Source organism: Antiquaquibacter oligotrophicus, from assembly GCF_020535405.1.
Taxonomy (GTDB): domain Bacteria; phylum Actinomycetota; class Actinomycetes; order Actinomycetales; family Microbacteriaceae; genus Rhodoglobus; species Rhodoglobus oligotrophicus.
Genome location: NZ_CP085036.1, coordinates 2,761,850 through 2,783,169, shown reverse-complemented (window position 1 = coordinate 2,783,169; position 21,320 = coordinate 2,761,850). Strand labels below are relative to the sequence as shown.

The window sequence follows — 21,320 nt, the reverse complement described above, 5'->3', positions numbered from 1 at the left end:
GGTCAGGGCCGGACGGTATCCGCGTCAGCGGACCAGGCGCTGGTGCCAATCCATCGCGGACTGGTCTGTGAGGGACGCGACCTGATCGACGATCACACGTTTACGCGCGGTGTCGTCGGCCGCGGCATCCCAGTCGGCGCGAAAACCGACGTCGAGGTGGGCCGGGCCCGTCCACAGCAGAACGTCGGCGAGTTCCGAGAGCAGGTCGCGCTGCTGAGCGTAAATCGGCCGACGCGCGTTGGCCGACATAACAAAGGCAGCGACGATGCCTTTGAGCACCGCGATCTCCGCCTGAATTTCGCGCGGGACCACCATGTCAGCCCCGAAGCGTGCGAGTGTGCCTGACGAGGCCTCGCGCGTCGCCTGAACGGATGCCGCGGCGAAACGCCCAATCAACTGGCTCGTGAGGTTCTTGAGCCTGCCGAGTGCCTGGCGCGAGCCGTCCCACCGGTCAATCCAGAAATCGAGGCTGTCGAGACGGTCGAAGGCGGCGATGAGTTCATCGTGATCGATCTCCCCACCGATCCACACGAACATCGAATTGACGAGATCGTCGTGGTCAACCCGAGCCCCCAGCGCGGTCACGTCGATGTAGCCGTTGACGATAGCGTCCTCGAAGTCGTGGACCGAGTAGGCGATGTCGTCAGAGAGGTCCATGACTTGGGCCTCGATGCAACGCCGACGGTCCGGCGCACCCTGCCTCATCCACTCGAAAGCCGGCGTGTCATCGTCGTAGAACCCGAACTTGGAGCGACCGGACGGATCGGGGATGCCCTGAGCCATCGGCCACGGGTACTTCGTGCTCGCATCGAGGCTCGCCCGCGTCAGGTTCAGACCATAGGCACGGCCATCGTCGCCGAAGACTTTCGGCTCGAGCCGAGTGAGCAGGCGCAGCGTCTGCGCGTTGCCCTCGAAGCCGCCGATGTCGTGTGCCCAGTCATTGAGCGCACGTTCGCCGTTGTGACCGAACGGCGGATGCCCGAGGTCGTGTGAGAGGCAGGCCGTGTCGACGACGTCCGGATCGAGCCCCAGGCTGTCGGCGAGCTCTCGCCCCACCTGGGCCACCTCGAGGGAGTGCGTTAGACGGTTGCGCGCGAAATCGAGTCCAGCAGTGGGGCTCAGCACCTGCGTTTTGGCGGCGAGGCGGCGAAGCGCGCTCGAGTGCAAAACCCGCGCGCGATCCCGCGCGAAATCACTCCGTCGACTGGAATGCTCTTCGGGCAACCACCGCTCGGTGTCCGCCGTGCCGTATCCGTCTGCAGGACCCCGCTGATCAGCCGCCACTCGTGTTCAACTCCGCCTCGATGAGCTCGGCCTGATGCGTCTCCTGCAGTTCACGACTCTCGAGCCAGCCCTGCGGCAGCACGGGGTTCTTCGGGCTGCCGGCGCGACCGCGCTGACCCTCGGCATCGGCGCCCGGGTACGGCTGGTCACGGTCGAGTGTGCCGAGGAGATCGTCCAACTGTTGGAGTGATTCGACGGTCGCGAGAGCGGCACGGAGCTCGCCGCCTACCGCATACCCCTTGAAGTACCACGCGACGTGCTTACGGATGTCGCGGCATGCGCGGTCCTCTTCACCGAAGAACTCCACGAGAAGTTCGGCGTGCCGACGGAATGCGTCGCCGACGAAGCCGAGGTTCGGTTCGAGTTTGACCGCATCGCCGCGGAACGCACCGGCGAGGTCTCCGAAGAGCCACGGTCTACCGAGGCACCCACGACCGACGACCACCCCGTCGCATCCGGTCTCCTCGACCATCCGCAGGGCGTCGTCGGCGCTCCAGATGTCGCCGTTGCCCAGAACGGGTACGTCGGTGATGGTGCTCTTGAGCTTCTCGATGGCTGACCAATCGGCAGTGCCCGAATAGAACTCCGCGGCGGTACGTGCGTGCAGCGCGATACTCGCGACCCCCGCTCCCTCAGCGGCCTTGCCCGCCTCGAGGTACGTGAGGTGATCGGAGTCGATGCCCTTACGCATCTTGACCGTCAGGGGGATGTCGCCTGCAGCCTTCACCGCGCGCTCGACGATGTCGCGGAACAGGTCGCGCTTCCACGGAAGAGCCGCGCCACCACCCTTGCGCGTGACTTTGGGAACCGGGCAGCCGAAGTTGAGATCGATGTGATCGGCGCGATCTTCGGCAACGAGCATCGTGACGGCCTCGGCGACCGTCTTCGGGTCGACGCCGTAGAGCTGAATGCTGCGAGGCGTCTCCGACTCGTGGTGCGTGATGAGCCGCATGCTCTCCGGCGTGCGCTCGACGAGCGCGCGACTCGTGATCATCTCGGAGACGTAAAGACCCGCCCCAAACTCGCGGCAGAGACGACGGAAGGCGGTATTCGTGATCCCCGCCATCGGTGCCAGCACTACGGGAACCTCGAGTTCGAGAGGCCCGATGCGCAGTGGCGCGGCCGTGGCAGGGAGAATGGTCACGTGACTATTCTCCCTGAAGACGGCGCCAGCATGAGCGGACGCGAGCGTGTGGCTCGGGATGCCGAGGCTCGCGGTATCACCATCGACATCATCGAGCGCCCCAATGCCTCCTCGCTGGAGGAAGCGGCGGCCATCCTCGGTGTCGATCCGAGCGTCATCGTCAAGTCCCTCGTCGTGAAACGGCACGATGGCTCGTTTCTCTTCGCGCTTGTCCCCGGCGATCGACAGATCTCGTGGGCAAAGCTCCGGTCGGTCGTCGGAGTCAACAAGCTTCAGCTACCGGATGCCTCGCTTGCACTGGAAGCCACGGGCTACGAGCGCGGCACCATCACCCCGTTGGGCAGCACCACCGCATGGCCCGTCTTTGCCGACGAGCGCATCGTCGGCAAGCGCATCGCGATGGGTGCCGGTGAGCACGGCTACTCCGCGTGGGTGGAAGCGGACGATCTCATCGCCGGATTCGACGCCACGATCGCGGACATCAGCGACTGATGGCGATCGATCAGCATCCCAACGTTTTCTCGTTCGAGGGGCGCCGCTGGGTCAGCGAGGCTCCCGCCGCAGATGCGCGCGCATCGCTCGTCGCTCAGCGAGAGTGGGATGCGAAGTATTTACGCTCGCAGCACTGGGCTCTCGCACTCGCGTTGGGTGCCGCGGGCGGAAGTGCGTTGACCCTTGGCTTGGGCTCGTGGTCGGGACTTCCGCCCGTCTTCTACCTGGTCCTGCTTCCACTCGGGTTCGGGTTCGGCGCCGTTCTGGGGGCTGCGGCCAATAAGCGCCTGCTGGGGTCTCGACTCACCGAGGAGCCCCCTACCCCGAGGCCCGAGGTTCCGAAGATCGTGAGGATTCCGGCATCCGTCGCCCGTCGCGTCGACGACACGACGCCCGTGTCTGACCTCATCGTGTGGTCTGAGAAGGGCATCGTGCCACAGAACGATCGCGGCACGTCAGACTGACGAGCGAGGGCGCTGCGTTAGACAGCGTCTCCGTCGAGCCGACGGTTGACGACAACCGTCGAGTGATGCTCCGGGATGACGCACACGTCTCCCTCACAGGCCGCGGCATCCGCTAATCCCAGCAACTGCAGTCCCCCCGAAATCCCGGTGGTCTGCTGCGTGTGATCGGTCGTCGTTGACTCAGTCATGGGGCACCTTCTCTCGTCGTACCTCCTCGAGCACGTTAGCGAAGGTCTCCGTCTCCTGCGCCCCGGACACCCCGTATTTGCCGTCGATCACAAAAAACGGAACACCCTGGATGCCGTAGGCCTGGGCCTGCGCCATGTCGGCCTTCACGTCGGGGAGAAAGCGGTGCGACTCAAGCGCCTCTGCTACCTCAGCGCGGTCGAACCCGATGCTCGCGGCGATCTCGATGAGGTCCTCCGCGCGACCCACGTGCTCACCGCGGATGAAGTACGCGTCGAGCAGACGCTCCTTGAGCTCGAGTTGGCGCCCCTTGGACTTCGCGAAATGGAGGAGTTCGTGCGCGAGCACCGTGTTGGTCTGGTGGATGTGGTCGTAGTCGTAGTCGAGTCCGACCGCGGCCGCGATCCCAGTGACGCGATCGATCATCTCCTTCGCCTGGGCGGGGTCGATGCCCTTGCGCTGGCTCAAGTAGTCCACGGGTGTGCCCTCGAAGTCGACGGGGGTATCGGGAGCAAGCTCGAAGGAGTGGTATTCCACCTCGACGTCGCCGTCGAAGTCCGCCACGGCGGCCTCGAACTTTCGTTTACCGATGTAGCACCACGGGCACTGAACGTCTGACCAGATGTCGACCTTGATTGCATCACTCACCCAGACCCCAACGCGCACGACCGAGCCGTATTCCCGATCGCCGCGACCGCTGCAGTTGCGCTAGCGCGAGAGCGCCGACAATCGTGAGCCCGCAGCCGATGAGAAGGGTCGGAGCAGAATCGAGGCCGGTGCTCGCGAGCGATCCCGGCTGCACATGTGTTGTCTCACTCGGGACGCCACACTCCCCTACGTGCAGCGGGTTTCCGTGTTCGTCGTAGAGAGTCTCGACCCAGTAGTAGATTCCGTTGCGCTCGAACCTCGTCGACTCGGAACGGTAGGTGCCAGCCCCCTTCGGTTGTACCGCGCCGGAGGTGAACACGAGTGTGCTCGCATCACAGAGCGGGCCGTCGTCGATGCCTGTCTGATCGAATGCCCGGAACACGATGGTGCTGCCCTCCGGTACATTTCCGGTGACGGTTGCCGTGTCGAAGGCAGGCTCACCCGGACGCACACCGCTCGAGGCCTCGGTCACGATGTGCGCAGGGCTGACAATCGTGGTCTCTTCCGGAAGACCGCACGTTCCGTTGTGGATGACGTCCCCGGACTCGGAGTACAGGGTCTCGACCCAGTAGTAGGTGCCGTACTGCTCGAACACCACACGCGGCGAGTCATAGGTGCCCGCCGTGGTCACCACGACCGGCTGGTCGCTGGAGTCGAAGGCGAGCGTTGTGGAATCGCACAGCGGTGCCTCAGCGGTCGGCGACTGCAGGTAGGCGCGGAATACGAGTGTGGTGGGCTTCACGGGGAGGTGGCCGGCCACGATCGCGCTGTCCCCTGTTTCTTCACCCACGACAGACGCCTTCCTCGCGATCGTCGAGACGGAGGGAGGGAGCACAGCAGTCGTCTCAGCGGGGATACCGAAACGGTCGGACCACGGCTCGAAGTAGGGCGCCGTCGGTGAGGAGGGATCGAGTCGCCACACCCAGGTCACATAACCCTCGGCATCCGGGGCCGTGACGGACTGCGACGTTGAGTAGATTCCGGGGGCGCGCGCGACGATCTCCGCCTCCCCAACGGCGACGGCCTCGGCGGGCACCTCGGTAGTTTCGACCGGGGGCTGGGTCCCGCTCACGAAGTAGGCGGTGCCTATAAATCGGGCTGCGATGGGAACACCCGCTTCGGTCAGCCAGGGCCCGCTGTCGAGCGAGATCGAGAGTTCGTCGCTGATCGCTCCACCGAATCCGGTCTCAGCAACGGATGCCTGGGACACAGCGGAGAGCGTCATCGGAACGACGTGGGATTCGGCGATCAGCCCGAACTGGTCCACGTAGCGGTAATCGGCGGGCAGCATTGCTGCCATCGCGTCCGGTTGTGTGCGTGAGTCGATGGCCCACACCCACGTGTAGTAGCCGGGAGCGGGAGCGGTGAGGTCACCGACTGATCGGTACTCCCCCGTACCCGTGAGCTCGAGCTTCGAGGTGCCCACAACTGGCACGCCCTCCGGCGGCGCGTCCGTGACGGCGGGCTGCTGCGTGAAGGGTCCATAGAGTGTGCCAACCGCGATGACGGGCATTGCCTCGCCGTTCTCGAGTGTGCGCCATTCGGCCGACCCGGGTGCCAACGCGACCGTGAGCCCATCCACGAAGGCTTCGCCCGGCTGCACATAACGCGAGGCGACCGTCGTCTGCACAACCGGGGAGAACGAAACGTCACTAGTCGCCGAGTCGTGGGAACTCGTCGAGTTCTCGGTATGGAAGCTCCCGCGGATGGTGCGCTGCTGGTCTCCGGTCTCGTACAGCACCACCGAACCCTCCGCGCCATCCTTCGCCGTGAATCGCGCGGTCGCCCGAACGGATGCTTCGCGCTCCCCGTCGCGCACGACCGCACGAATCGGCACGACAGAGCCGTCGGTGACCTCGATCTCGTGATCCCGCGTCCCGGCGACCACGGCGCCCTCCAGCGAGAGTGTGCCGCGCGTGCTCGCGGGGTTCACCGACACGCGCACTGAGCCATCCCACCCGTTGAGTTCGACCCGAACGGACGAGGAGGCAGCGGCCGATCCGGCGAAACGCGTCTCGGACTCGTTCCACACCACGTCGTACGCAGCCGTGACGGCAGCGTTGCCGTTGATGTAGTGGGCGCCCGCGGCGTAGCCGGCGCCGTGAGTGCGCGCGACGTTGCTCGTGTAGGCGTAGACGTAGGCGCTCACCGCGGCGGCGACGGTCGGATCATCCGTCTGCCCCCACGTGAGCATGGCGTAGTTCAGTTTGCGAAGGGTTGTCTCGCTGAGTCCCTCGCCCCACTGGGTCGCGAGGCTGCCGACGACGGTGCCAGAACCGGTAGCCCCACTCGGCCAGTCCCTCCCGGAGTCCATGCAGTACACCCGTGTGCCATCGGGCGCGATGTAGTTGCCGAGGTATCCGCCGTACGGCGTGATACCCGCAAAGCCTGCGCCTGTCGCCGCAGCAGCCGCATCTCGCTCTGGATGCAGGGGCGCCGCGACGACGGCGAGGGCGCTCAGGAGGAGGGCAAGGACAAGGGCGACAAGGCGCGGCCTGGAAATGGATCGACTCATGCCACGAGAATCGGGCACTGAGCCACACGCCTGGCGGCGGTCACGTCGATCTGTGCGGACGCACCCAGCTCGGCGTTATGGGGAGGAGGCTAGGCCCCGACGAGACGCTCCGCGAGGTAGCTGCGGAGACCCTCGAGCGGAATGCGCTCCTGCGCCATGGAATCGCGCTCCCGCACCGTGACCGCGTTGTCCTCGAGCGAGTCGAAGTCGACGGTGACGCAGAAGGGTGTGCCGATCTCATCCTGACGGCGGTAGCGGCGACCGATGGCTCCGGCGTCGTCGAAGTCGACGTTCCAGAGTTTGCGCAGATCTGCGGCGAGGTCCTTGGCGAGCGGCGACAACTGCTCGTTACGCGAAAGCGGCAGCACGGCGACCTTGACGGGCGCGAGACGGCGGTCGAGGCGCAGCACGGTGCGCTTATCGACGCCACCCTTGGCATTGGGCGCTTCATCCTCGGCATAGGCGTCGATAAGGAAGGCCATGAGAGCTCGCGTGAGGCCAAAAGCTGGCTCGATCACGTACGGGATCCAACGCTCGTCCTTGGTCTGGTCGAAGTACGACAGATCGGTGCCGGATGCCTCGGAGTGGGTCTTGAGGTCGAAGTCGGTGCGGTTGGCAACACCCATGAGCTCGCCCCACTCGCTACCGGCGAAACGGAACCGGTACTCGATGTCAACGGTGCGCTTCGAGTAGTGGCTGAGCTTCTCCTTCGGGTGCTCGTAGAGACGCAGGTTGTCAGGGTTGATGCCGAGGTCCAGGTACCACCGCATCGACTCGTCGATCCAGTACTGGTGCCACTCTTCGTCCGTGCCAGGCTCGACGAAGAATTCCATCTCCATCTGTTCAAACTCGCGCGTGCGGAAGATGAAGTTGCCCGGCGTGATCTCGTTGCGGAAGCTCTTGCCGACCTGGCCGATGCCGAACGGCGGCTTCATGCGGCTCGCGCCCATGACGTTGGCGAAGTTCACGAAGATACCCTGAGCGGTCTCCGGGCGCAGGTAGTGCAGCCCCTCCTCGTTGTCGACGGGGCCGAGGAAGGTCTTGAGCAGACCCGAGAAGTTCTGCGGTTCGGTCCAGGCGCCGGGCTGGCCGGTGTCCGGGTCCTTGATGTCGGCGAGGCCGTTCACCGGCGGATGCCCGTGCTTCTCCTCGTACGCCTCGAGGAGGTGATCGGCACGGTACCGCTTGTGCGTGTGCAGCGACTCGACGAGCGGGTCGGAGAACACCTCGACGTGGCCGGAGGCCTCCCACACCTTGCGCGGAAGGATGACCGCGGAGTCGATCCCGACAACGTCGTCGCGACCCTGCACAACGGTCTGCCACCACTGCTTCTTGATGTTCTCCTTGAGCGCGGTGCCAAGGGGCCCGTAGTCCCATGCCGACCGCGATCCGCCGTAGATCTCTCCCGACTGGAAGACGAAACCCCTGCGCTTGGCGAGGTTGATGACGGCGTCGAGATTGCTGGATGCCACGGCTAATGCTCCCTTGCGTGTCGCTGCAACGCGACACGACTGATGTCAGGCCGAGCTGGATGCCCGGTCGAGGTTCTGCGAAGTCCCCAGCCTACCGGCGGTCAGCGGCTGCTCGCGTGCGCGAGCGCGTGAGCACGCTCGAGAATACGGACAACCTCGAGGGCCTCGCGCGGATCGACGGGTGCGGGCGCGCCATCGAGAATGCTCGCTGCGACGCCCGCGTAGAACGCAGGGTAATCGCCGCGCTCCATCGGGACGGGTGTGAGACTGCCAGCGCCGTCGATGCCGAGCAGACCCCAGTCCGCTTCCGGCGTCGTACCGTAGGCCGGGGCATCCGGCAGCATGCCCTCCTTGAGCACGGGCTCCTGGGTATCGAGGCCGTACGACCGGAATCCCGACTCGGTACCGAGCACTCGGAAGCGTGGTCCGCTCTGCGCCGCGACACGACTCATGGTGAGGTGCGAGCGCACGCCACTCGTGTGCAGGAGCGAAATCGTCGCGTCGTCCTCGCTCGTGCCACCCTCCCGCACGATGGTCAACTCGGCGTGCTCGACCTCGGCCGGACCGAAGAGTTGCAGCGCCTGGTCGACGAGGTGACTGCCGAGATCGTAGGTGATGCCGCCTCCGCGCCCGGACGGGATGTTGTCCTGCCACTTGTCTGCGACGGGTTTTCCCCAGCGCTCGAAGGTCGACTCGAAACGGTGCACACGCCCGAGAGCACCCTCGTCGATGAGGCGACGCACGGTGAGGAAGTCGGCATCCCAGCGACGGTTGTGGAACACCGCGAGCGGCTGGCCGACCTCCTCCGACTTGGCGATGAGCTTGCGTGCTTCGACGACGGTCGGCACAAACGGCTTGTCGATGACAACCGCGGCGCCGCCGTCGAGGGCAGCCAACCCCTGCTCGAGGTGCGTGTGTGGCGGCGAAGCGAGCACAACGAGGTCGAGATCGTCGAGCCGAGCGAGGAGCTCATCGGGTGAACCGACGACGACGGCATCCGGATGCAGGCGCGCTGCATCCGCGGCCCGCTCGGGGTTGCCCGTCGCGATGACGTCGACACGAAAGTCGGGGTTGGTTGCGAGGAAGGGACCGTGGAAGACGCGGCCCGAAAGTCCGAAGCCGATGATTCCCGTGCGGATAGGTCGGTTACTTGGCATCCGGCCAGCCTAGTGTGACCGTTCACGCAGAAAGTAGTTCAGCCGAGGGAGCGCACCGCGGCGACCGAATCGACCAGCTCTCGTGCGACCTCATCGAGTTCGGCCTCGGTGATCTCCGATCCGAACGTGAATCGCACGGCGGTCTGAGCAATCTCCGGAGTGAGACCGATCGCGAGAAGCACATCGGAGGGCTCATCGCTCCCTGCGGCGCACGCCGACCCGCTGGAGCACACGATGCCACGTGCCTCGAGGCCGAGGAGAACGGATTCGCCGCTCGTGCCGGGGAAGCAGAAGGACGCGTGGCCCGGCAACCGGTGCATACGCGAACCGGTGAGGCGGGCATCCGGAACCGTGCTGAGCACCCGATCGATAAACCGATCGCGGAGGGCGGCGACCTCGCCGGCGCGCGCCACGGATGACGGAACAAGATCGAGCGCGGTCGCGAGAGCGACGGCACCGGCTACGTTCTCGGTTCCCGAGCGCCTGCCGCGCTCCTGGCCACCGCCGTGAATCACAGGCTCGAGCGGAATACGGGCTCGCACGGCGAGGGCACCGATGCCCTTCGGCGCACCGAGTTTGTGGCCGGAGAGGGAGAGCGCATCGGCGCCGAGCGTGTGCAGGTCGATGGGCAACCACCCCGCGGCCTGCACGGCGTCGGTGTGGAAGGGAACGCCGCGCGCGTGCGCGAGCGCCGCGAGTTCGGCGATCGGCTGAACCGTGCCGATCTCGTTGTTCGCGTACATGATCGTCGCGAGCGCAGTGTCGTCGCGAAGCGCCGCAGTGAACGCGACGGGGTCAACGAGACCGTCGGCGTCGACGGGCAGAACGGTGACCTCAGCGCCATGAAAGCGTTCGAGGTAGTCACACGACTCGAGGACTGCCGGATGCTCGATCGCCGAGGTCACGATGTGCCGGCCGCGCGTACTCGCGAGCACGATCCCCTTGATCGCGAGGTTGGCAGCTTCCGTGCCGCCGGAAGTGAAGACAACCTCGCTCGCGCGAACACCGAGCGCCGCCGCTACGCGAGCACGGGCATCCGTGAGTCCGCGCTCGGCCGCCTCCCCCACCTCGTGGTGACTCGAGGGATTGCCAAACTCGGCCGTCAGGTACGGCCACATCGCCTCGAGGACCTCGCGGCGTACCGCGGTTGTCGCCGCCTGGTCGAGGTAGATCATGTCAGCCCGCCGTGACGTCCACGTCGAGTCCGAGGTCGATCGAGCGCACGCTGTGAGTGAGGGCACCGACCGAGATGACGTCGACCCCTGTCTCGGCGATTGCTGCGACGGTATCGAGGTTCACTCCCCCGCTCGCCTCGACGATGGCCCGTCCCGCGACAATTGCTACGCCCTCGCGGAGCTCGTCGAGACTGAAGTTGTCGAGCATGATCGTGTCGACCCCGGCGGCTACCACGTCCTCGACCTGATCGAGTCGGTCAACCTCGACTTCGATGCGTGTTGTGTGGCTCACACGGGAACGCGCTAGTCGGATCGCTTCACCGATGGGTGTCCCAGCAGCAGCGAGCACGGCGAGGTGGTTGTCCTTGGCGAGCACGGCGTCAGACAGCGAGTAGCGGTGGTTGTACCCGCCCCCGTCGCGGACGGCCTGTCGCTCCAGAATGCGCAGACCGGGGGTGGTCTTGCGTGTGTCGGCGATGCGGGCATCCGTTGCCGAAACAGCGTTCACGTACTGAGCCGTCAGTGTCGCGATGCCCGACATCCGCTGCGTGAGGTTGAGCGCGATGCGCTCGGCGCGAAGAACCGAATGTGCGCTGCCGTCGACTCGGGCCAACGTGACACCCGATTCGAACGCCGCACCGTCCACCGAACCCAGCTCGATGACAACATCGGCATCCACGAGTTCGAAAACGCGCGCGAAGACGTCGATTCCGCTCAGGATGCCCGGCTCACGCGGTACGAGGCGAGCGGTAGCCCGAGCGGACCGCGGCAGGAACGCCTCGCTCGTCACGTCGCCCCACGGCGCGTCCTCGACCAGTGCGCGTTCGATGATCTCGTCGATCGCGGCGGCGGTCATCGCGCAACCACCGGCTCGGTAACGGGGACCCGCCACTCCAGCGAGTACTCGAACTCGTCGCGCGTGAGGGGGAAGTCGACGCGGTCGTGGGCGCCTCGCGATTCCTCGCGGGCGATCGCGGCGTGCACGATGATCCTCGCGAGATCGAGCAGATTGCGCACTTCCCCAGCATCCACGGGGTCGACAGAATCGGGCTCCGGCGCGCGCCACCGGGACAACTGATCGCGTGCGACCTCGAGTTGCGGAAGGGAGCGCTCCAGGCCCACGAGCGACCACATGAGCGCCTGCACCTCGGCGCGAGACGCGACAGCTGTCTCGACCGGAGGCTCGGGCTCGATGGTCGCGAGCGACGACGGACGACCGGAGGGCAGGGGCACGGCATCCGTGTCGATCGCATCGGCGGCGCGCCACGCGAACACGAGGGACTCGAGAAGGGAGTTGGAAGCCAAACGGTTGGCGCCGTGAACTCCCGTGCACGTCGCCTCCCCGACGGCAAAAAGCCCGGGCAGCGAGGTTCGACCATCGATGTCGGTGCGGATGCCGCCCATCCAGTAGTGGGCCGCCGGAGTCACCGGGATCGGTTCGCGAGCCCAATCGAAGCCGTGCTCGCGTGTCACACGCGAGATACCGGGGAAGCGCTCTTCGAGGTACTCGGCGCCGAGCGCCGTCGCGTCGAGCAGAACCGGGGCGCCGCCCTGCCGGGCCATCTGCGCCGCGATCCCCCGGGCGACGACGTCGCGGGGCGCGAGCTCACCGTCCGGGTGAACGTCGAACATGAAGCGTCGCCCCTGCGCGTCGAGCAGCACGGCTCCGTCGCCGCGGACCGCCTCCGACACGAGCGGATTACCCGGCACGGCAAGAGATGTGGGATGGAACTGGTAGAACTCGACATCGGCGAGCACTGCGCCGGCGCGCCACGCAGCAGCGACACCATCACCGGTCGTAACCGTCGGATTGGTTGTGTGTGCGTAGAGCTGGCCGGCACCGCCGCTGGCGAGCACCACGATGTCGGCACGGATGTCGCGGCCGACACCCCGGGCATCCACCGCTTCAATACCGGCAACACGCCGCCCTGCCGGCGTCTCCTCGACAAGCAGATCACGCATAAACGTGTGCTCGTGGACCTCGACGGCGATGGCCTTGACCGCGCGCAGGAGCGCGACCTCGATGGCGAGACCTGTCGCGTCTCCCCCGGCGTGGATGACGCGCCGAGCCGAATGGGCGGCTTCGTGGCCCCTGGCGAGCTCCCCGTTCACCCGATCGAACTCGACGCCGAGCTCGATGAGCTCGCGCACCCGAATCGGGCCCTCGGTGCACAACACCTCGACGGCGACCGGGTCACACAGGCCTGCGCCGGCGCGCAGGGTGTCGGCGATATGGGATGCCGCGCTGTCGTCAGGGAACAGTGCCGCCGCGATTCCACCCTGGGCGTACTTGGTGTTGCTCTCGGCGAGCTCAGCCTTCGTCACGAGCACAACCTCGTGACGGCGGCTCGCGCGATAGGCGGTGATCAGGCCGGCGATTCCCGTGCCGACAACAACAACGCGTGCCACGGATCAGACCTTCGGCCGCGCGGCGAGCATACGCTCGAGAGCAACACGAGCCGGCTCCGCGACGTCATCGGGAACGGTGATCTGGTTCACCACACGCCCGGCGACCAGCTCCTCGAGCACCCACGCGAGGTACCCCGGGTGGATGCGGTACATCGTTGAGCAGGGGCACACGACGGGGTCAAGGCAGAAGATCGTGTGCTGCGGGAACTCGGCGGCAAGGCGATTGACCATGTTGATCTCGGTGCCGATCGCGAAGGTCGTGGGTTCGGTGGCCGCAGCGATGGCCTTGCGGATGTAGTCGGTCGAACCAGCCTCATCCGCCGCGTCAACGACGGGCATGGGGCACTCTGGGTGCACGATCACACGCACACCCGGGTACTCCGCACGCGCCTTCTCAACCTGAGCGACCGAGAAGCGGCGGTGAACCGAGCAGAATCCGTGCCACAGGATGACGCGGGCATCCTCGATCTCGGCGACCTCGTTGCCGCCGAGCGGCTTGTTGGGGTTCCACATCGGCATCTGCTCGAGCGGTACTCCCATTGCCTTGGCCGTGTTGCGGCCGAGGTGCTGGTCGGGGAAAAACAGCACACGCTGGCCGCGCTCGAAGGCCCACTCGAGCACGGTCGCGGCGTTCGACGACGTGCACACGATGCCGCCGTTGCGGCCGCAGAAGCCCTTGAGCGCCGCCGACGAGTTCATGTACGTGACGGGAATGATCGGCACGCGACCCGTCTCGTCAGGCTCCGTGCCGTAGATCGCCGTGAGCTGCTCCCAGGCCTCTTCGACGGAATCGATGTCTGCCATGTCGGCCATCGAGCACCCGGCGGCGAGGTTGGGCAGGATCACCGACTGCCCGGGGCGGGCGAGGATGTCCGCCGTCTCGGCCATGAAGTGCACGCCACAGAACACGATCGCCTCGGCGTTCGGCACCGTCTGGGCAGCGTTGGCGAGCTGGAACGAGTCACCGAGGAAGTCAGCGTGTTGAACAACCTCGTCGCGCTGGTAGAAGTGCCCGAGCACTACAACACGGTCGCCGAGCACCTGCTTCGCGACACGAATCCGGTCGTGCAGCTCCTCGTTGGAGGCGCGCTGGTACTCAACGGGCAGCTGACCCTGGCGAGGCGAACCCGTCGGGATGATGTCTCCCTGCGAGGCGCCCGGTCCGTAGCTGGGCAACCCGAGGTCGAAGGTCCACGGACCCTCGGCGAGAGCCGGATTGCAGGTCTCACCGGGATCGGTCTTGATGAGAGTGTCTACAGAAGTCACGCGATACTCCTTGCGTTCTGGGGCGCGGGCCCGTGCGTGAGAGGCCCGTTGTCCACGAGCGAGATCGACTCGTCGTAGCGGTAGAGACGCGGAGGGCGGTGACGACCACCGGTGACCACAGCATCCGTGGGGACGAGGGTGGGCTCGACCTGCCGCCGGAAGTTGGCGGGGTCGAGGGCGCGTTGGAGCACAGCCTCGTGCACCTCACGCAGCTCGGCGAGGGTGAACGTCGAGCCGAGGAAGGCTTGGGCGATGCGGCTGTACTCGACCTTGGTGCGCAGGCGCCACAGCGCGTAGTCGACGATGACGTTGTGGTCGAACGCGAGTTCCGGGAGTTCGTCGGCGAGGAACCAACGCACGTTGTCGCCGTCCTCCGAGCGCTCGGTTTGCTCGGGGCGCACGAGCGCCCAGTAGACGACGGAGACGACACGACGGTCCGGCGAGCGGTCGACCTCACCGAAGCAGTAGAGCTGCTCGAGGTAGGACGGCTCGACGGCGGTGGTCTCGAGCAGGTTGCGGCCCGCGGCATCCGCGAGGCTCTCGCTCTCGCGCACCCAACCGCCGGGAAGAGCCCACGACCCTTCGAAGGGATCGCGAGTGCGGCGCACCAGCGGGATCCACAGGGCACTCAACCCGGTCTCGGGGTGCGCTCGCAGAGCGAAGATCACGGTGGAAACCGCGAGCCCGATGCCCTGCGTGGTGTCGCTCATGGTGCGTGTGTCCGAACTATTCAGTAAAGGTCAACTCGACCTGAACAGATCGTACCACTTAAAGTCACGATGACGATAACTGGAGAGTCGTGCTATTCCGCGGCCGCGACGAGCTGTCTCGCGTAATTGACTCGGTTATAGACGTCCACGACCGCCGCGTGATGTGTCACGGGTATTGCCACCGTGTGCGTGAGACGCTCACCGATGACCGTGACCTGGACAAATCCGGAGGTAACGGTCTCCTTCACGAGAAGAAAGAACAGACCAAGGAGGAAAAAGAATGCGCCGAGGATCGCCAAGACGATTGCCCACGTCGGCGTCCGAGTCTCGGTTCGTGAACTGTCAGTCAGAAGGAATTGAGCCCCTCGAAGAGGCGCATTTCCGCCGGGCGTGACCACCCAGCTTCGACTCACGACGATATCTCCAAACGACACGAGCACTTGTTCTGGGCCACCCAGCGGTGCGCCCGGCTGAATATCAGTCACAGGTTCCTCCGGCCAGAGCCTAACGCGGCGATGAGCTCGCCTGAGTCCAGCCTCAGGCGCTCGGCGCGTCGATCGCGCCACCAAAACGGCGGGAGCGGCCCTGATAAAGCTCGATCGCGTCCCAGAGGTCGGTGCGGCTGAAGTCCGGCCACAGGGTGTCGAGGAACACCATCTCGGCGTACGCGCTCTGCCAGAGCATGAAATTACTGGTGCGCTGCTCCCCCGAACTGCGCACAAAGAGGTCAACGTCGGGTAGGCCCGGCTGGTAAAGGTGCCGCTGGATCGTCTTCTCACTGATGCCCGACGGACGCTGTCGCCCCGCTGCGACCTCCTCGGCGATGCGCTGAACGGCGTCGGTGATCTCGTTGCGTCCGCCGTAGTTGACGCACATCGTGAGCGTGAGCACGTCGTTGTCCCGCGTCAGCTGCTCCGCGAACTGAAGCTCCTTGATAACGGATGCCCACAGCCGAGGCCTGCGCCCGGCCCACCGAACACGCACCCCCCACTCGTTCAGCTGGTCGCGGCGGCGGTGCAGCACGTCCCGGTTGAACCCCATGAGGAACCGCACCTCGTCGGGGGAACGACTCCAGTTCTCCGTGGAGAACGCGTACACACTCAGGTGTTTGACGCCCACCTGGATGGCCCCGGCGACCACGTCGAGAAGGGCAGCCTCGCCAGCCTTGTGGCCCTCCACTCGCGTGAGACCCTTGGCGTTGGCCCAGCGCCCGTTGCCGTCCATGACGATCGCGACGTGGTTCGGCACCGCCTTGCGCGGGAACTCCGGCGGGTAGATGCCCGTCCAGTCGATCGGCACGTAGTCGACCGCGTCGCGGTGGGTTTTGGGTTTCGGTGTCATGCTGTGCGATCCACGTGGGGCAGGGAGCGCAGCGTGCGCTCGAGATGGAATTGGGTGTACGCGGCGACGATCCCGCTCGCCTGAGCGCGAGTGCGCTCCCCCGCGGCCTCGGCATCCGGCCAGCGGCCCTCGAGCAGTGCGCCCAGCAGACCGAGGGTGTCGGCATCCAGTCGCGGTGAACCCGGCGGGGCGACCTCGTCGGCGACAACACCGCCCAGCTGCGCGACAAACACCGTGTGCGGGCCGGGTGCACCGGTCACCGCACACGCGTCGAAGCTGGGGGCCCATCCGGCGATCGAGAGGCACCGGAGCAGGTACGAGTCCAGGGTGAGCGACGGGTGATGCTCGCGCCGCGACAGCGAGCGGAGCGCACCGACGAGAAGCAGATACTGCTGCAGGGAGCCGGAATCATCCGTCACGCGGTCAGCGGTTTCGACCATGGCGCTGCCCGCCGTGTAGGCGGCGTAATCGTCTGCGATCTCCGCGCCATAGGCGCCAACAGACTCAGCCTGCTGAACGATGTCGAGGGACCGACCGACGTAACACTGAACGTCGGCGACCATCATGGGCTCAAGTCGCGACCCGAAGCGGGATGCCGTGCGCCGAACCCCCTTCGCGACCGCGCGAATCTTGCCGTGCTGCCGGGACAGCATCGTCACGATGCGGTCGGCTTCGCCCAGCTTGTGGGTGCGCAGCACAACGGCTTCATCACGGTAGGTCGGCACCGCTCCAGTATCCCCCGCTGCACCGTCACAACTGGTGAGCCGGGCCGCACCGGGAACGACCGCGCTGCCCACGCAACACGTCACAATGAACAGGTGACATCGACCGACGTTCCCGACCAACTCAGCGTCTTCGAGCAGAATCGCGCGCGGATGTTCGGCATCGCCTACCGCATGCTCGGGTCGGTCGCCGAAGCTGAGGACATCGTGCAGGATGCCTGGATCCGCTGGAACCGCACGAGTGAGACGATCGACAACCCGGGCGCCTTCCTCGCCACGATGGTCACGAGGCTCACTCTCACGACGCTCGACTCCGCGCGAGTTCGTCGCGAAAGCTACATCGGACCGTGGTTGCCCGAGCCGGTGGATACCTCCCGTGACCCGTTGCTCGGTGCGGAGCGTGCCGAGGCGCTGTCCCTGGCCGTTCTGCTCCTCCTTGAGCGGCTGACGCCGGCCGAGCGCGCCGCCTACGTTCTGCGCGAAGCCTTCGACTACCCGTTCCGTGACATCGCCGACGTGCTCGAGACGAACGAGTCGAACGCGCGACAGCTTGCCACGCGCGCCCGCAAGCACATCGAGCGGGAACGTGGGGTCGTGGTCAGCGGCGACGAACGCTCGCGACTCCTCGCGGCCTTTCTCGCAGCGGCTCAATCCGGCGATGTCTCGCAACTCGAACACACTCTCGCCGCCGACGTGCGCTCGCACTCCGACGGCGGAGGTGTCGTCGGCGCCGCTCGTAACATCGTCGGCGGACGCGACCGAGTTGCGGCACTGCTTGTGGGTGTCATCGAGAAGTTCGCCCACGGAATCGTCATGCACCCGGTGATAGCCAACGGTGAACCCGCGGTGCTCGGTGTACGCGACGGCGAGCCAGCAGCTCTCTGGACGGTCGACATCGCCGATGATGGCGTCAGCCGCATCATGATCGTGCTCAACCCGCACAAGTTGGAGGGTTTCCGGGAGCTCGCGACGCAGTTGGCGTGACGTGTCACGTTTGGCGAGGGCATCCGGTCATACCTGGTGAACCTCACGAAAGGACACCATGACCATCCTCGTCACGGGCGGCACCGGAACCCTCGGCCGCCCCACCGTTGAACTGCTCCGTGCCGCAGGCCACGATGTGCGCATCCTCAGTCGGCACGCCGGCGAAGGGCGAGTTGTCGGTGACGTCACCTCGGGAGAGGGACTCGCCAAGGCGATGCAGGGCATCGACACCGTTCTGCACCTCGCCACGAGTGCCGGCAAGAAGGACCCGCAGCAGACCCGCAACGTCACCCAAGCGGCCCGGGATGCCGGGGTCACGCACCTCGTCTACATCTCCATCGTCGGGGTGGATGCCGTGCCCTACCCGTACTACCGCGCGAAACTCGAGAGCGAACGGATCATCGAGGAGTCGGGCATCCCGTTCACCGTCTTGCGGGCAAGCCAGTTCCACGACTTCATTCGTATGTTCATCGACCTCCAAGCCAAACTGCCGATGATCATCGCGATCGACGCCCCCGACCAACCGATCGCCGTTCGGGAGGTAGCCACGCGGCTCGCAGAACTCGTGGAGGCGGGGCCATCCGGCCGGGTCGCCGACATTGCTGGGCCAGAACAGCTGCGCCTCGTTGACGCGATTGCTACATGGCAACGACATGCGGGCACACGCAAACCGGTGTGGACGATGCCACTGTTCGGGAAGACCATTCGTGCGTTTCGAGAGGGGCGCCACATGACAGGGCTGCCCGGCTACGGTACCGAGACCTTCGACACCTATGCCCGCCGAGAGGCGTGATACCAATGAGGCGTGACTGTCGCGTTCCAGATACCGCTGTGGGCTGACCTGCTCGCCGTCGGAATCGGCGCGACGCAGGGCGCCTTGTTCGCGGCGCAGTTCCGCGACAGAAAACTCGACCTCCTCGGTGTGGCCATCGTGGGCATCGCAACGGGCCTCGGCGGCGGCCTCCTGCGCGACATCTTCCTCGCTCAGGTGCCCGCCTCCCTCAGCAACAACTGGTACGTGCCCGTCGCGACAGCCGCAGCCCTGCTCGGAATGCTCCTCGAACGCCTCATCGCGCGGCTCGGCGTGTTGGTCAACGTGCTCGACGCCCTCACCATCGGCCTCTTCGCGGCAATCGGTACAACAAAAGCACTCGCGGCGGGCCTCCCCGAGGTGCCCGCGGTCTTCGTCGGTGCGATCTCAGCCGTGGGAGGCTCGATCCTCCGCGATCTGCTGCTCAACCGACCGATCGCACTCATGCATGTCGGTTCGCTTTACGCCGTGGCGGCCGTCGCCGGATCCGCGTCGCTCGTGGTGCTCCTCGAGTTCGGGGTTCCCGTGTTCATTGCCGCGATCCTGTGCGTTGCCATCACCTTTGGCGTGCGCATTCTCGCGGTTCTATTCCACTGGAGTCTTCCCGAGCAGAGGGCCATCACGACCGTCCCGCGGATCCGGCGAAAGCCGCGCAAAGACTAAACCGCGGCGAGCTCGCGCTCCCCCGCCTCCGTGCGCACGGCACGGTTGACGGCTGACACAACGGCTTTGAGGGATGCCGTGGAGATATCGGCATCGATACCCACACCCCACAGACGCTTTCCGCTGACGTTGAGTTCGACATAGGCAGCGGCCAGGGCATCCCCGCCAGCGCTCAGCGCGTGCTCGACATAGTCGTAGAGAGTCACGTCGATTCCCTGCTCGGCCATGATCGAGAGGAACGCGGCGATAGGGCCGTTACCGTTCCCGGTCTCCACGGAGACCTCCTCACCGACACGCAACTTGACCTCGAGTTCCACCTGACCGGTCAGTTCACTCGCCGTGCGCGTCGACATGAGCTCAAAGCGACCCCACTTGTCCTCGGCGCGATGCTCCGGTGCCGGCAGGTACTCGTCCTGGAAGATCTCCCAGATCTCGTCGCTCGTGACCTCGCCACCCTCGGCGTCGGTCTTGGCCTGCACAACCGCGCTGAACTCGATCTGCAGCTTCCGCGGCAGGTCCAGCGCGTGGTCGGTCTTCAAGAGGTAGGCGACGCCGCCCTTGCCGGACTGCGAGTTGACACGCACGACCGCCTCGTAGCCGCGGCCCAGATCCTTCGGGTCGACGGGCAGATAGGGCACGGCCCACGGCAGCTGATCGACGGGGATGCCCTGCGCCGCAGCCGCGGCATCCATCGCCTCGAATCCCTTCTTGATGGCGTCCTGGTGCGAGCCGCTGAACGCGGTGTAGACCAGGTCGCCGGCCCACGGGCTGCGCTCGTGAACCTTCAGCTGGTTGCAGTACTCGGCGGTGCGGCGGATCTGGTCCAGGTCGCTGAAGTCGATCTGGGGGTCGATGCCCTGCGTGAACAGGTTGATACCGAGGGCGACCAGGTCGACGTTTCCGGTGCGCTCACCGTTGCCGAATAGGCATCCCTCGATACGATCGGCGCCCGCGAGGTAGCCCAACTCCGCCGCCGCAATCGCCGTACCGCGGTCGTTGTGCGGATGCAGCGAGACGATCACGTTCTCGCGGTGGTTCAGGTGGCGCGACATCCACTCGATGGAGTCCGCGTAGACGTTCGGCGTGGCCATCTCGACGGTCGCTGGCAGGTTGATGATGACCTTGCGCTCGGGGGTCGGCTCGAAAACCTCCAGCACCTGGTTGCACACGTCGACGGCGAACTCGAGCTCGGTGCCCGTGAGGGACTCCGGAGAGTACTCATAGAAAATCTCGGTGCCCGGTACGAGCGCCTCCGCCGCCTTGCACAGGCGTGCACCGTTCAGGGCGATGTCGATGATGCCCTGCTTGTCGGTGCGGAAGACCACCTCGCGCTGCAGAACACTCGTCGAGTTGTACAGGTGCACGATGGCGCGTTTGGCGCCCTTCAGCGACTCGTACGTGCGGTTGATGAGTTCTTCGCGAGCCTGGGTGAGCACCTGAATGGTGACGTCATCCGGAATCGCGTCCTCTTCGATGAGGGAGCGGACAAAGTCGAAGTCCGTCTGGCTCGCCGACGGGAAGCCGACCTCGATCTCCTTGTACCCCATGCGCACAAGCAGGTCGAACATGATGCGCTTGCGCTCGGGGCTCATCGGGTCGATGAGCGCTTGGTTGCCATCGCGGAGGTCGACCGCGCACCACCGCGGAGCCTCGGTGATGCGTTTGCTGGGCCACGTGCGATCGGGCAGATCGACGGAGATGATCTCGTGGAAAGGCTTGTAGCGGTGAATGGGCAGTCCGGAAGGCTGCTGGGTGTTCTTCATGGTCGTGGGTCTTTTCGTCTTCTGGTTTGTCTGGATAAGAGGGTCAGACCAAACAGCAAAGGCCGCGACGAGTGAGGCCTGAGGTTAGGACCCGTCGCGGCAGCTAAGAAGAAG

At 65.8% G+C, this 21,320-nt stretch carries 21 protein-coding genes; 5 read left to right on the top strand and 16 right to left on the bottom strand.

From position 1 onward, the window contains the following. Window positions 1-24: 24 nt before the first annotated feature. Together LH407_RS13635 and dusB are read right to left on the bottom strand one after the other, a co-directional pair. On the bottom strand, window positions 25-1,284 hold the full coding sequence (locus LH407_RS13635; protein WP_322133438.1) for a deoxyguanosinetriphosphate triphosphohydrolase: 1,260 nt from the start codon (window positions 1,282-1,284) through the stop codon (window positions 25-27). Continuing rightward, the gene (dusB, locus tag LH407_RS13630; RefSeq protein WP_322133439.1) at window positions 1,274-2,428 is read right to left on the bottom strand and encodes a tRNA dihydrouridine synthase DusB; all 1,155 of its coding nucleotides are present in this window, start codon (window positions 2,426-2,428) and stop codon (window positions 1,274-1,276) included. Before dusB ends, LH407_RS13635 begins: the two co-directional genes overlap by 11 nt. Window positions 2,429-2,458: 30 nt before the next feature. On the opposite strand from dusB, the gene LH407_RS13625 reads away from it, so the two are divergent. Both LH407_RS13625 and LH407_RS13620 read left to right on the top strand, forming a co-directional pair. Beyond that, on the top strand, window positions 2,459-2,920 hold the full coding sequence (locus LH407_RS13625) for an aminoacyl-tRNA deacylase (RefSeq protein ID WP_322134929.1): 462 nt from the start codon (window positions 2,459-2,461) through the stop codon (window positions 2,918-2,920). Further along, complete coding sequence (locus LH407_RS13620; RefSeq protein WP_322133440.1) at window positions 2,920-3,384, top strand: hypothetical protein; 465 nt, start codon at window positions 2,920-2,922, stop codon at window positions 3,382-3,384. The genes LH407_RS13625 and LH407_RS13620 overlap by 1 nt, the downstream gene beginning before the upstream one ends. 17 nt (window positions 3,385-3,401) lie before the next feature. Here LH407_RS13620 and LH407_RS13615 read toward each other — a convergent pair whose 3' ends face one another. The 13 genes from LH407_RS13615 to recO form a co-directional block, all read right to left on the bottom strand. Then, the gene (locus tag LH407_RS13615; protein WP_322133441.1) at window positions 3,402-3,572 is read right to left on the bottom strand and encodes a hypothetical protein; all 171 of its coding nucleotides are present in this window, start codon (window positions 3,570-3,572) and stop codon (window positions 3,402-3,404) included. Continuing rightward, the gene (locus LH407_RS13610; protein ID WP_322133442.1) at window positions 3,565-4,218 is read right to left on the bottom strand and encodes a DsbA family oxidoreductase; all 654 of its coding nucleotides are present in this window, start codon (window positions 4,216-4,218) and stop codon (window positions 3,565-3,567) included. Before LH407_RS13610 ends, LH407_RS13615 begins: the two co-directional genes overlap by 8 nt. Next, window positions 4,211-6,733, bottom strand: a complete 2,523-nt coding sequence (locus LH407_RS13605) for a hypothetical protein (protein WP_322133443.1) — start codon at window positions 6,731-6,733, stop codon at window positions 4,211-4,213. Before LH407_RS13605 ends, LH407_RS13610 begins: the two co-directional genes overlap by 8 nt. 89 nt (window positions 6,734-6,822) lie before the next feature. Then, a complete protein-coding gene (locus LH407_RS13600; protein ID WP_322133444.1) occupies window positions 6,823-8,205 on the bottom strand; it encodes a glycine--tRNA ligase in 1,383 nt (460 codons plus the stop codon). 101 nt (window positions 8,206-8,306) lie between these two features. Then, window positions 8,307-9,362 (bottom strand): Gfo/Idh/MocA family protein, encoded by a 1,056-nt coding sequence (locus tag LH407_RS13595; protein WP_322133445.1) that lies wholly within the window; start codon window positions 9,360-9,362, stop codon window positions 8,307-8,309. Window positions 9,363-9,400: 38 nt separating this feature from the next. Further along, a complete protein-coding gene (locus LH407_RS13590; protein ID WP_322133446.1) occupies window positions 9,401-10,537 on the bottom strand; it encodes a cysteine desulfurase family protein in 1,137 nt (378 codons plus the stop codon). A 1-nt stretch (window position 10,538) separates the two neighbouring features. After that, window positions 10,539-11,393 (bottom strand): carboxylating nicotinate-nucleotide diphosphorylase, encoded by an 855-nt coding sequence (nadC, locus tag LH407_RS13585; RefSeq protein WP_322133447.1) that lies wholly within the window; start codon window positions 11,391-11,393, stop codon window positions 10,539-10,541. Then, the gene (nadB, locus tag LH407_RS13580; RefSeq protein WP_322133448.1) at window positions 11,390-12,946 is read right to left on the bottom strand and encodes an L-aspartate oxidase; all 1,557 of its coding nucleotides are present in this window, start codon (window positions 12,944-12,946) and stop codon (window positions 11,390-11,392) included. Before nadB ends, nadC begins: the two co-directional genes overlap by 4 nt. A gap of 3 nt (window positions 12,947-12,949) precedes the next feature. Next, complete coding sequence (gene nadA / locus LH407_RS13575) at window positions 12,950-14,212, bottom strand: quinolinate synthase NadA (protein WP_322133449.1); 1,263 nt, start codon at window positions 14,210-14,212, stop codon at window positions 12,950-12,952. Further along, the gene (locus LH407_RS13570) at window positions 14,209-14,922 is read right to left on the bottom strand and encodes an NUDIX hydrolase (RefSeq protein ID WP_322133450.1); all 714 of its coding nucleotides are present in this window, start codon (window positions 14,920-14,922) and stop codon (window positions 14,209-14,211) included. The genes nadA and LH407_RS13570 overlap by 4 nt, the downstream gene beginning before the upstream one ends. A 92-nt stretch (window positions 14,923-15,014) precedes the next feature. Next, window positions 15,015-15,407 carry a hypothetical protein gene (locus tag LH407_RS13565; protein WP_322133451.1) on the bottom strand — a complete coding sequence of 131 codons (393 nt, stop codon included), beginning with the start codon at window positions 15,405-15,407 and terminating at the stop codon, window positions 15,015-15,017. Between the two features lie 52 nt (window positions 15,408-15,459). Next, window positions 15,460-16,263, bottom strand: coding sequence for an isoprenyl transferase (locus LH407_RS13560; RefSeq protein ID WP_322133452.1), 804 nt, complete (start codon window positions 16,261-16,263; stop codon window positions 15,460-15,462). After that, entirely contained in the window at window positions 16,260-16,988 is a 729-nt protein-coding gene (gene recO / locus LH407_RS13555; protein WP_322133453.1) for a DNA repair protein RecO, read from the bottom strand. Before recO ends, LH407_RS13560 begins: the two co-directional genes overlap by 4 nt. A gap of 93 nt (window positions 16,989-17,081) precedes the next feature. On the opposite strand from recO, the gene LH407_RS13550 reads away from it, so the two are divergent. From LH407_RS13550 to LH407_RS13540, 3 genes are read left to right on the top strand one after another with little or no spacing between them, the layout of a single operon-like run. Next, window positions 17,082-17,969, top strand: coding sequence for an RNA polymerase sigma-70 factor (locus LH407_RS13550; protein WP_322133454.1), 888 nt, complete (start codon window positions 17,082-17,084; stop codon window positions 17,967-17,969). Between the two features lie 58 nt (window positions 17,970-18,027). Beyond that, on the top strand, window positions 18,028-18,762 hold the full coding sequence (locus LH407_RS13545; protein WP_322133455.1) for an SDR family oxidoreductase: 735 nt from the start codon (window positions 18,028-18,030) through the stop codon (window positions 18,760-18,762). A gap of 12 nt (window positions 18,763-18,774) precedes the next feature. After that, window positions 18,775-19,443: a trimeric intracellular cation channel family protein gene (locus tag LH407_RS13540; protein WP_322133456.1), complete on the top strand. Its 669-nt coding sequence runs from the start codon at window positions 18,775-18,777 to the stop codon at window positions 19,441-19,443. Here the strand turns inward: LH407_RS13540 and leuA are convergent. Then, window positions 19,440-21,206 (bottom strand): 2-isopropylmalate synthase, encoded by a 1,767-nt coding sequence (gene leuA / locus LH407_RS13535; RefSeq protein ID WP_322133457.1) that lies wholly within the window; start codon window positions 21,204-21,206, stop codon window positions 19,440-19,442. The genes LH407_RS13540 and leuA overlap by 4 nt on opposite strands. Window positions 21,207-21,320 lie beyond the last annotated feature (114 nt).

Excerpts from the sequence above, each read along its gene's own strand:
- leuA (WP_322133457.1), bottom strand. The coding sequence starts at position 21,206 with ATGAAGAACACCCAGCAGCCTTCCGGACTGCCCATTCACCGCTACAAG.
- LH407_RS13595 (WP_322133445.1), bottom strand. The coding sequence starts at position 9,362 with ATGCCAAGTAACCGACCTATCCGCACGGGAATCATCGGCTTCGGACTT.
- LH407_RS13545 (WP_322133455.1), top strand. The coding sequence starts at position 18,028 with ATGACCATCCTCGTCACGGGCGGCACCGGAACCCTCGGCCGCCCCACC.
- LH407_RS13560 (WP_322133452.1), bottom strand. The coding sequence starts at position 16,263 with ATGACACCGAAACCCAAAACCCACCGCGACGCGGTCGACTACGTGCCG.
- LH407_RS13615 (WP_322133441.1), bottom strand. The coding sequence starts at position 3,572 with ATGACTGAGTCAACGACGACCGATCACACGCAGCAGACCACCGGGATT.
- LH407_RS13570 (WP_322133450.1), bottom strand. The coding sequence starts at position 14,922 with ATGAGCGACACCACGCAGGGCATCGGGCTCGCGGTTTCCACCGTGATC.
- LH407_RS13625 (WP_322134929.1), top strand. The coding sequence starts at position 2,459 with ATGAGCGGACGCGAGCGTGTGGCTCGGGATGCCGAGGCTCGCGGTATC.
- LH407_RS13620 (WP_322133440.1), top strand. The coding sequence starts at position 2,920 with ATGGCGATCGATCAGCATCCCAACGTTTTCTCGTTCGAGGGGCGCCGC.
- LH407_RS13590 (WP_322133446.1), bottom strand. The coding sequence starts at position 10,537 with ATGATCTACCTCGACCAGGCGGCGACAACCGCGGTACGCCGCGAGGTC.
- LH407_RS13605 (WP_322133443.1), bottom strand. The coding sequence starts at position 6,733 with ATGAGTCGATCCATTTCCAGGCCGCGCCTTGTCGCCCTTGTCCTTGCC.
- nadC (WP_322133447.1), bottom strand. The coding sequence starts at position 11,393 with ATGACCGCCGCCGCGATCGACGAGATCATCGAACGCGCACTGGTCGAG.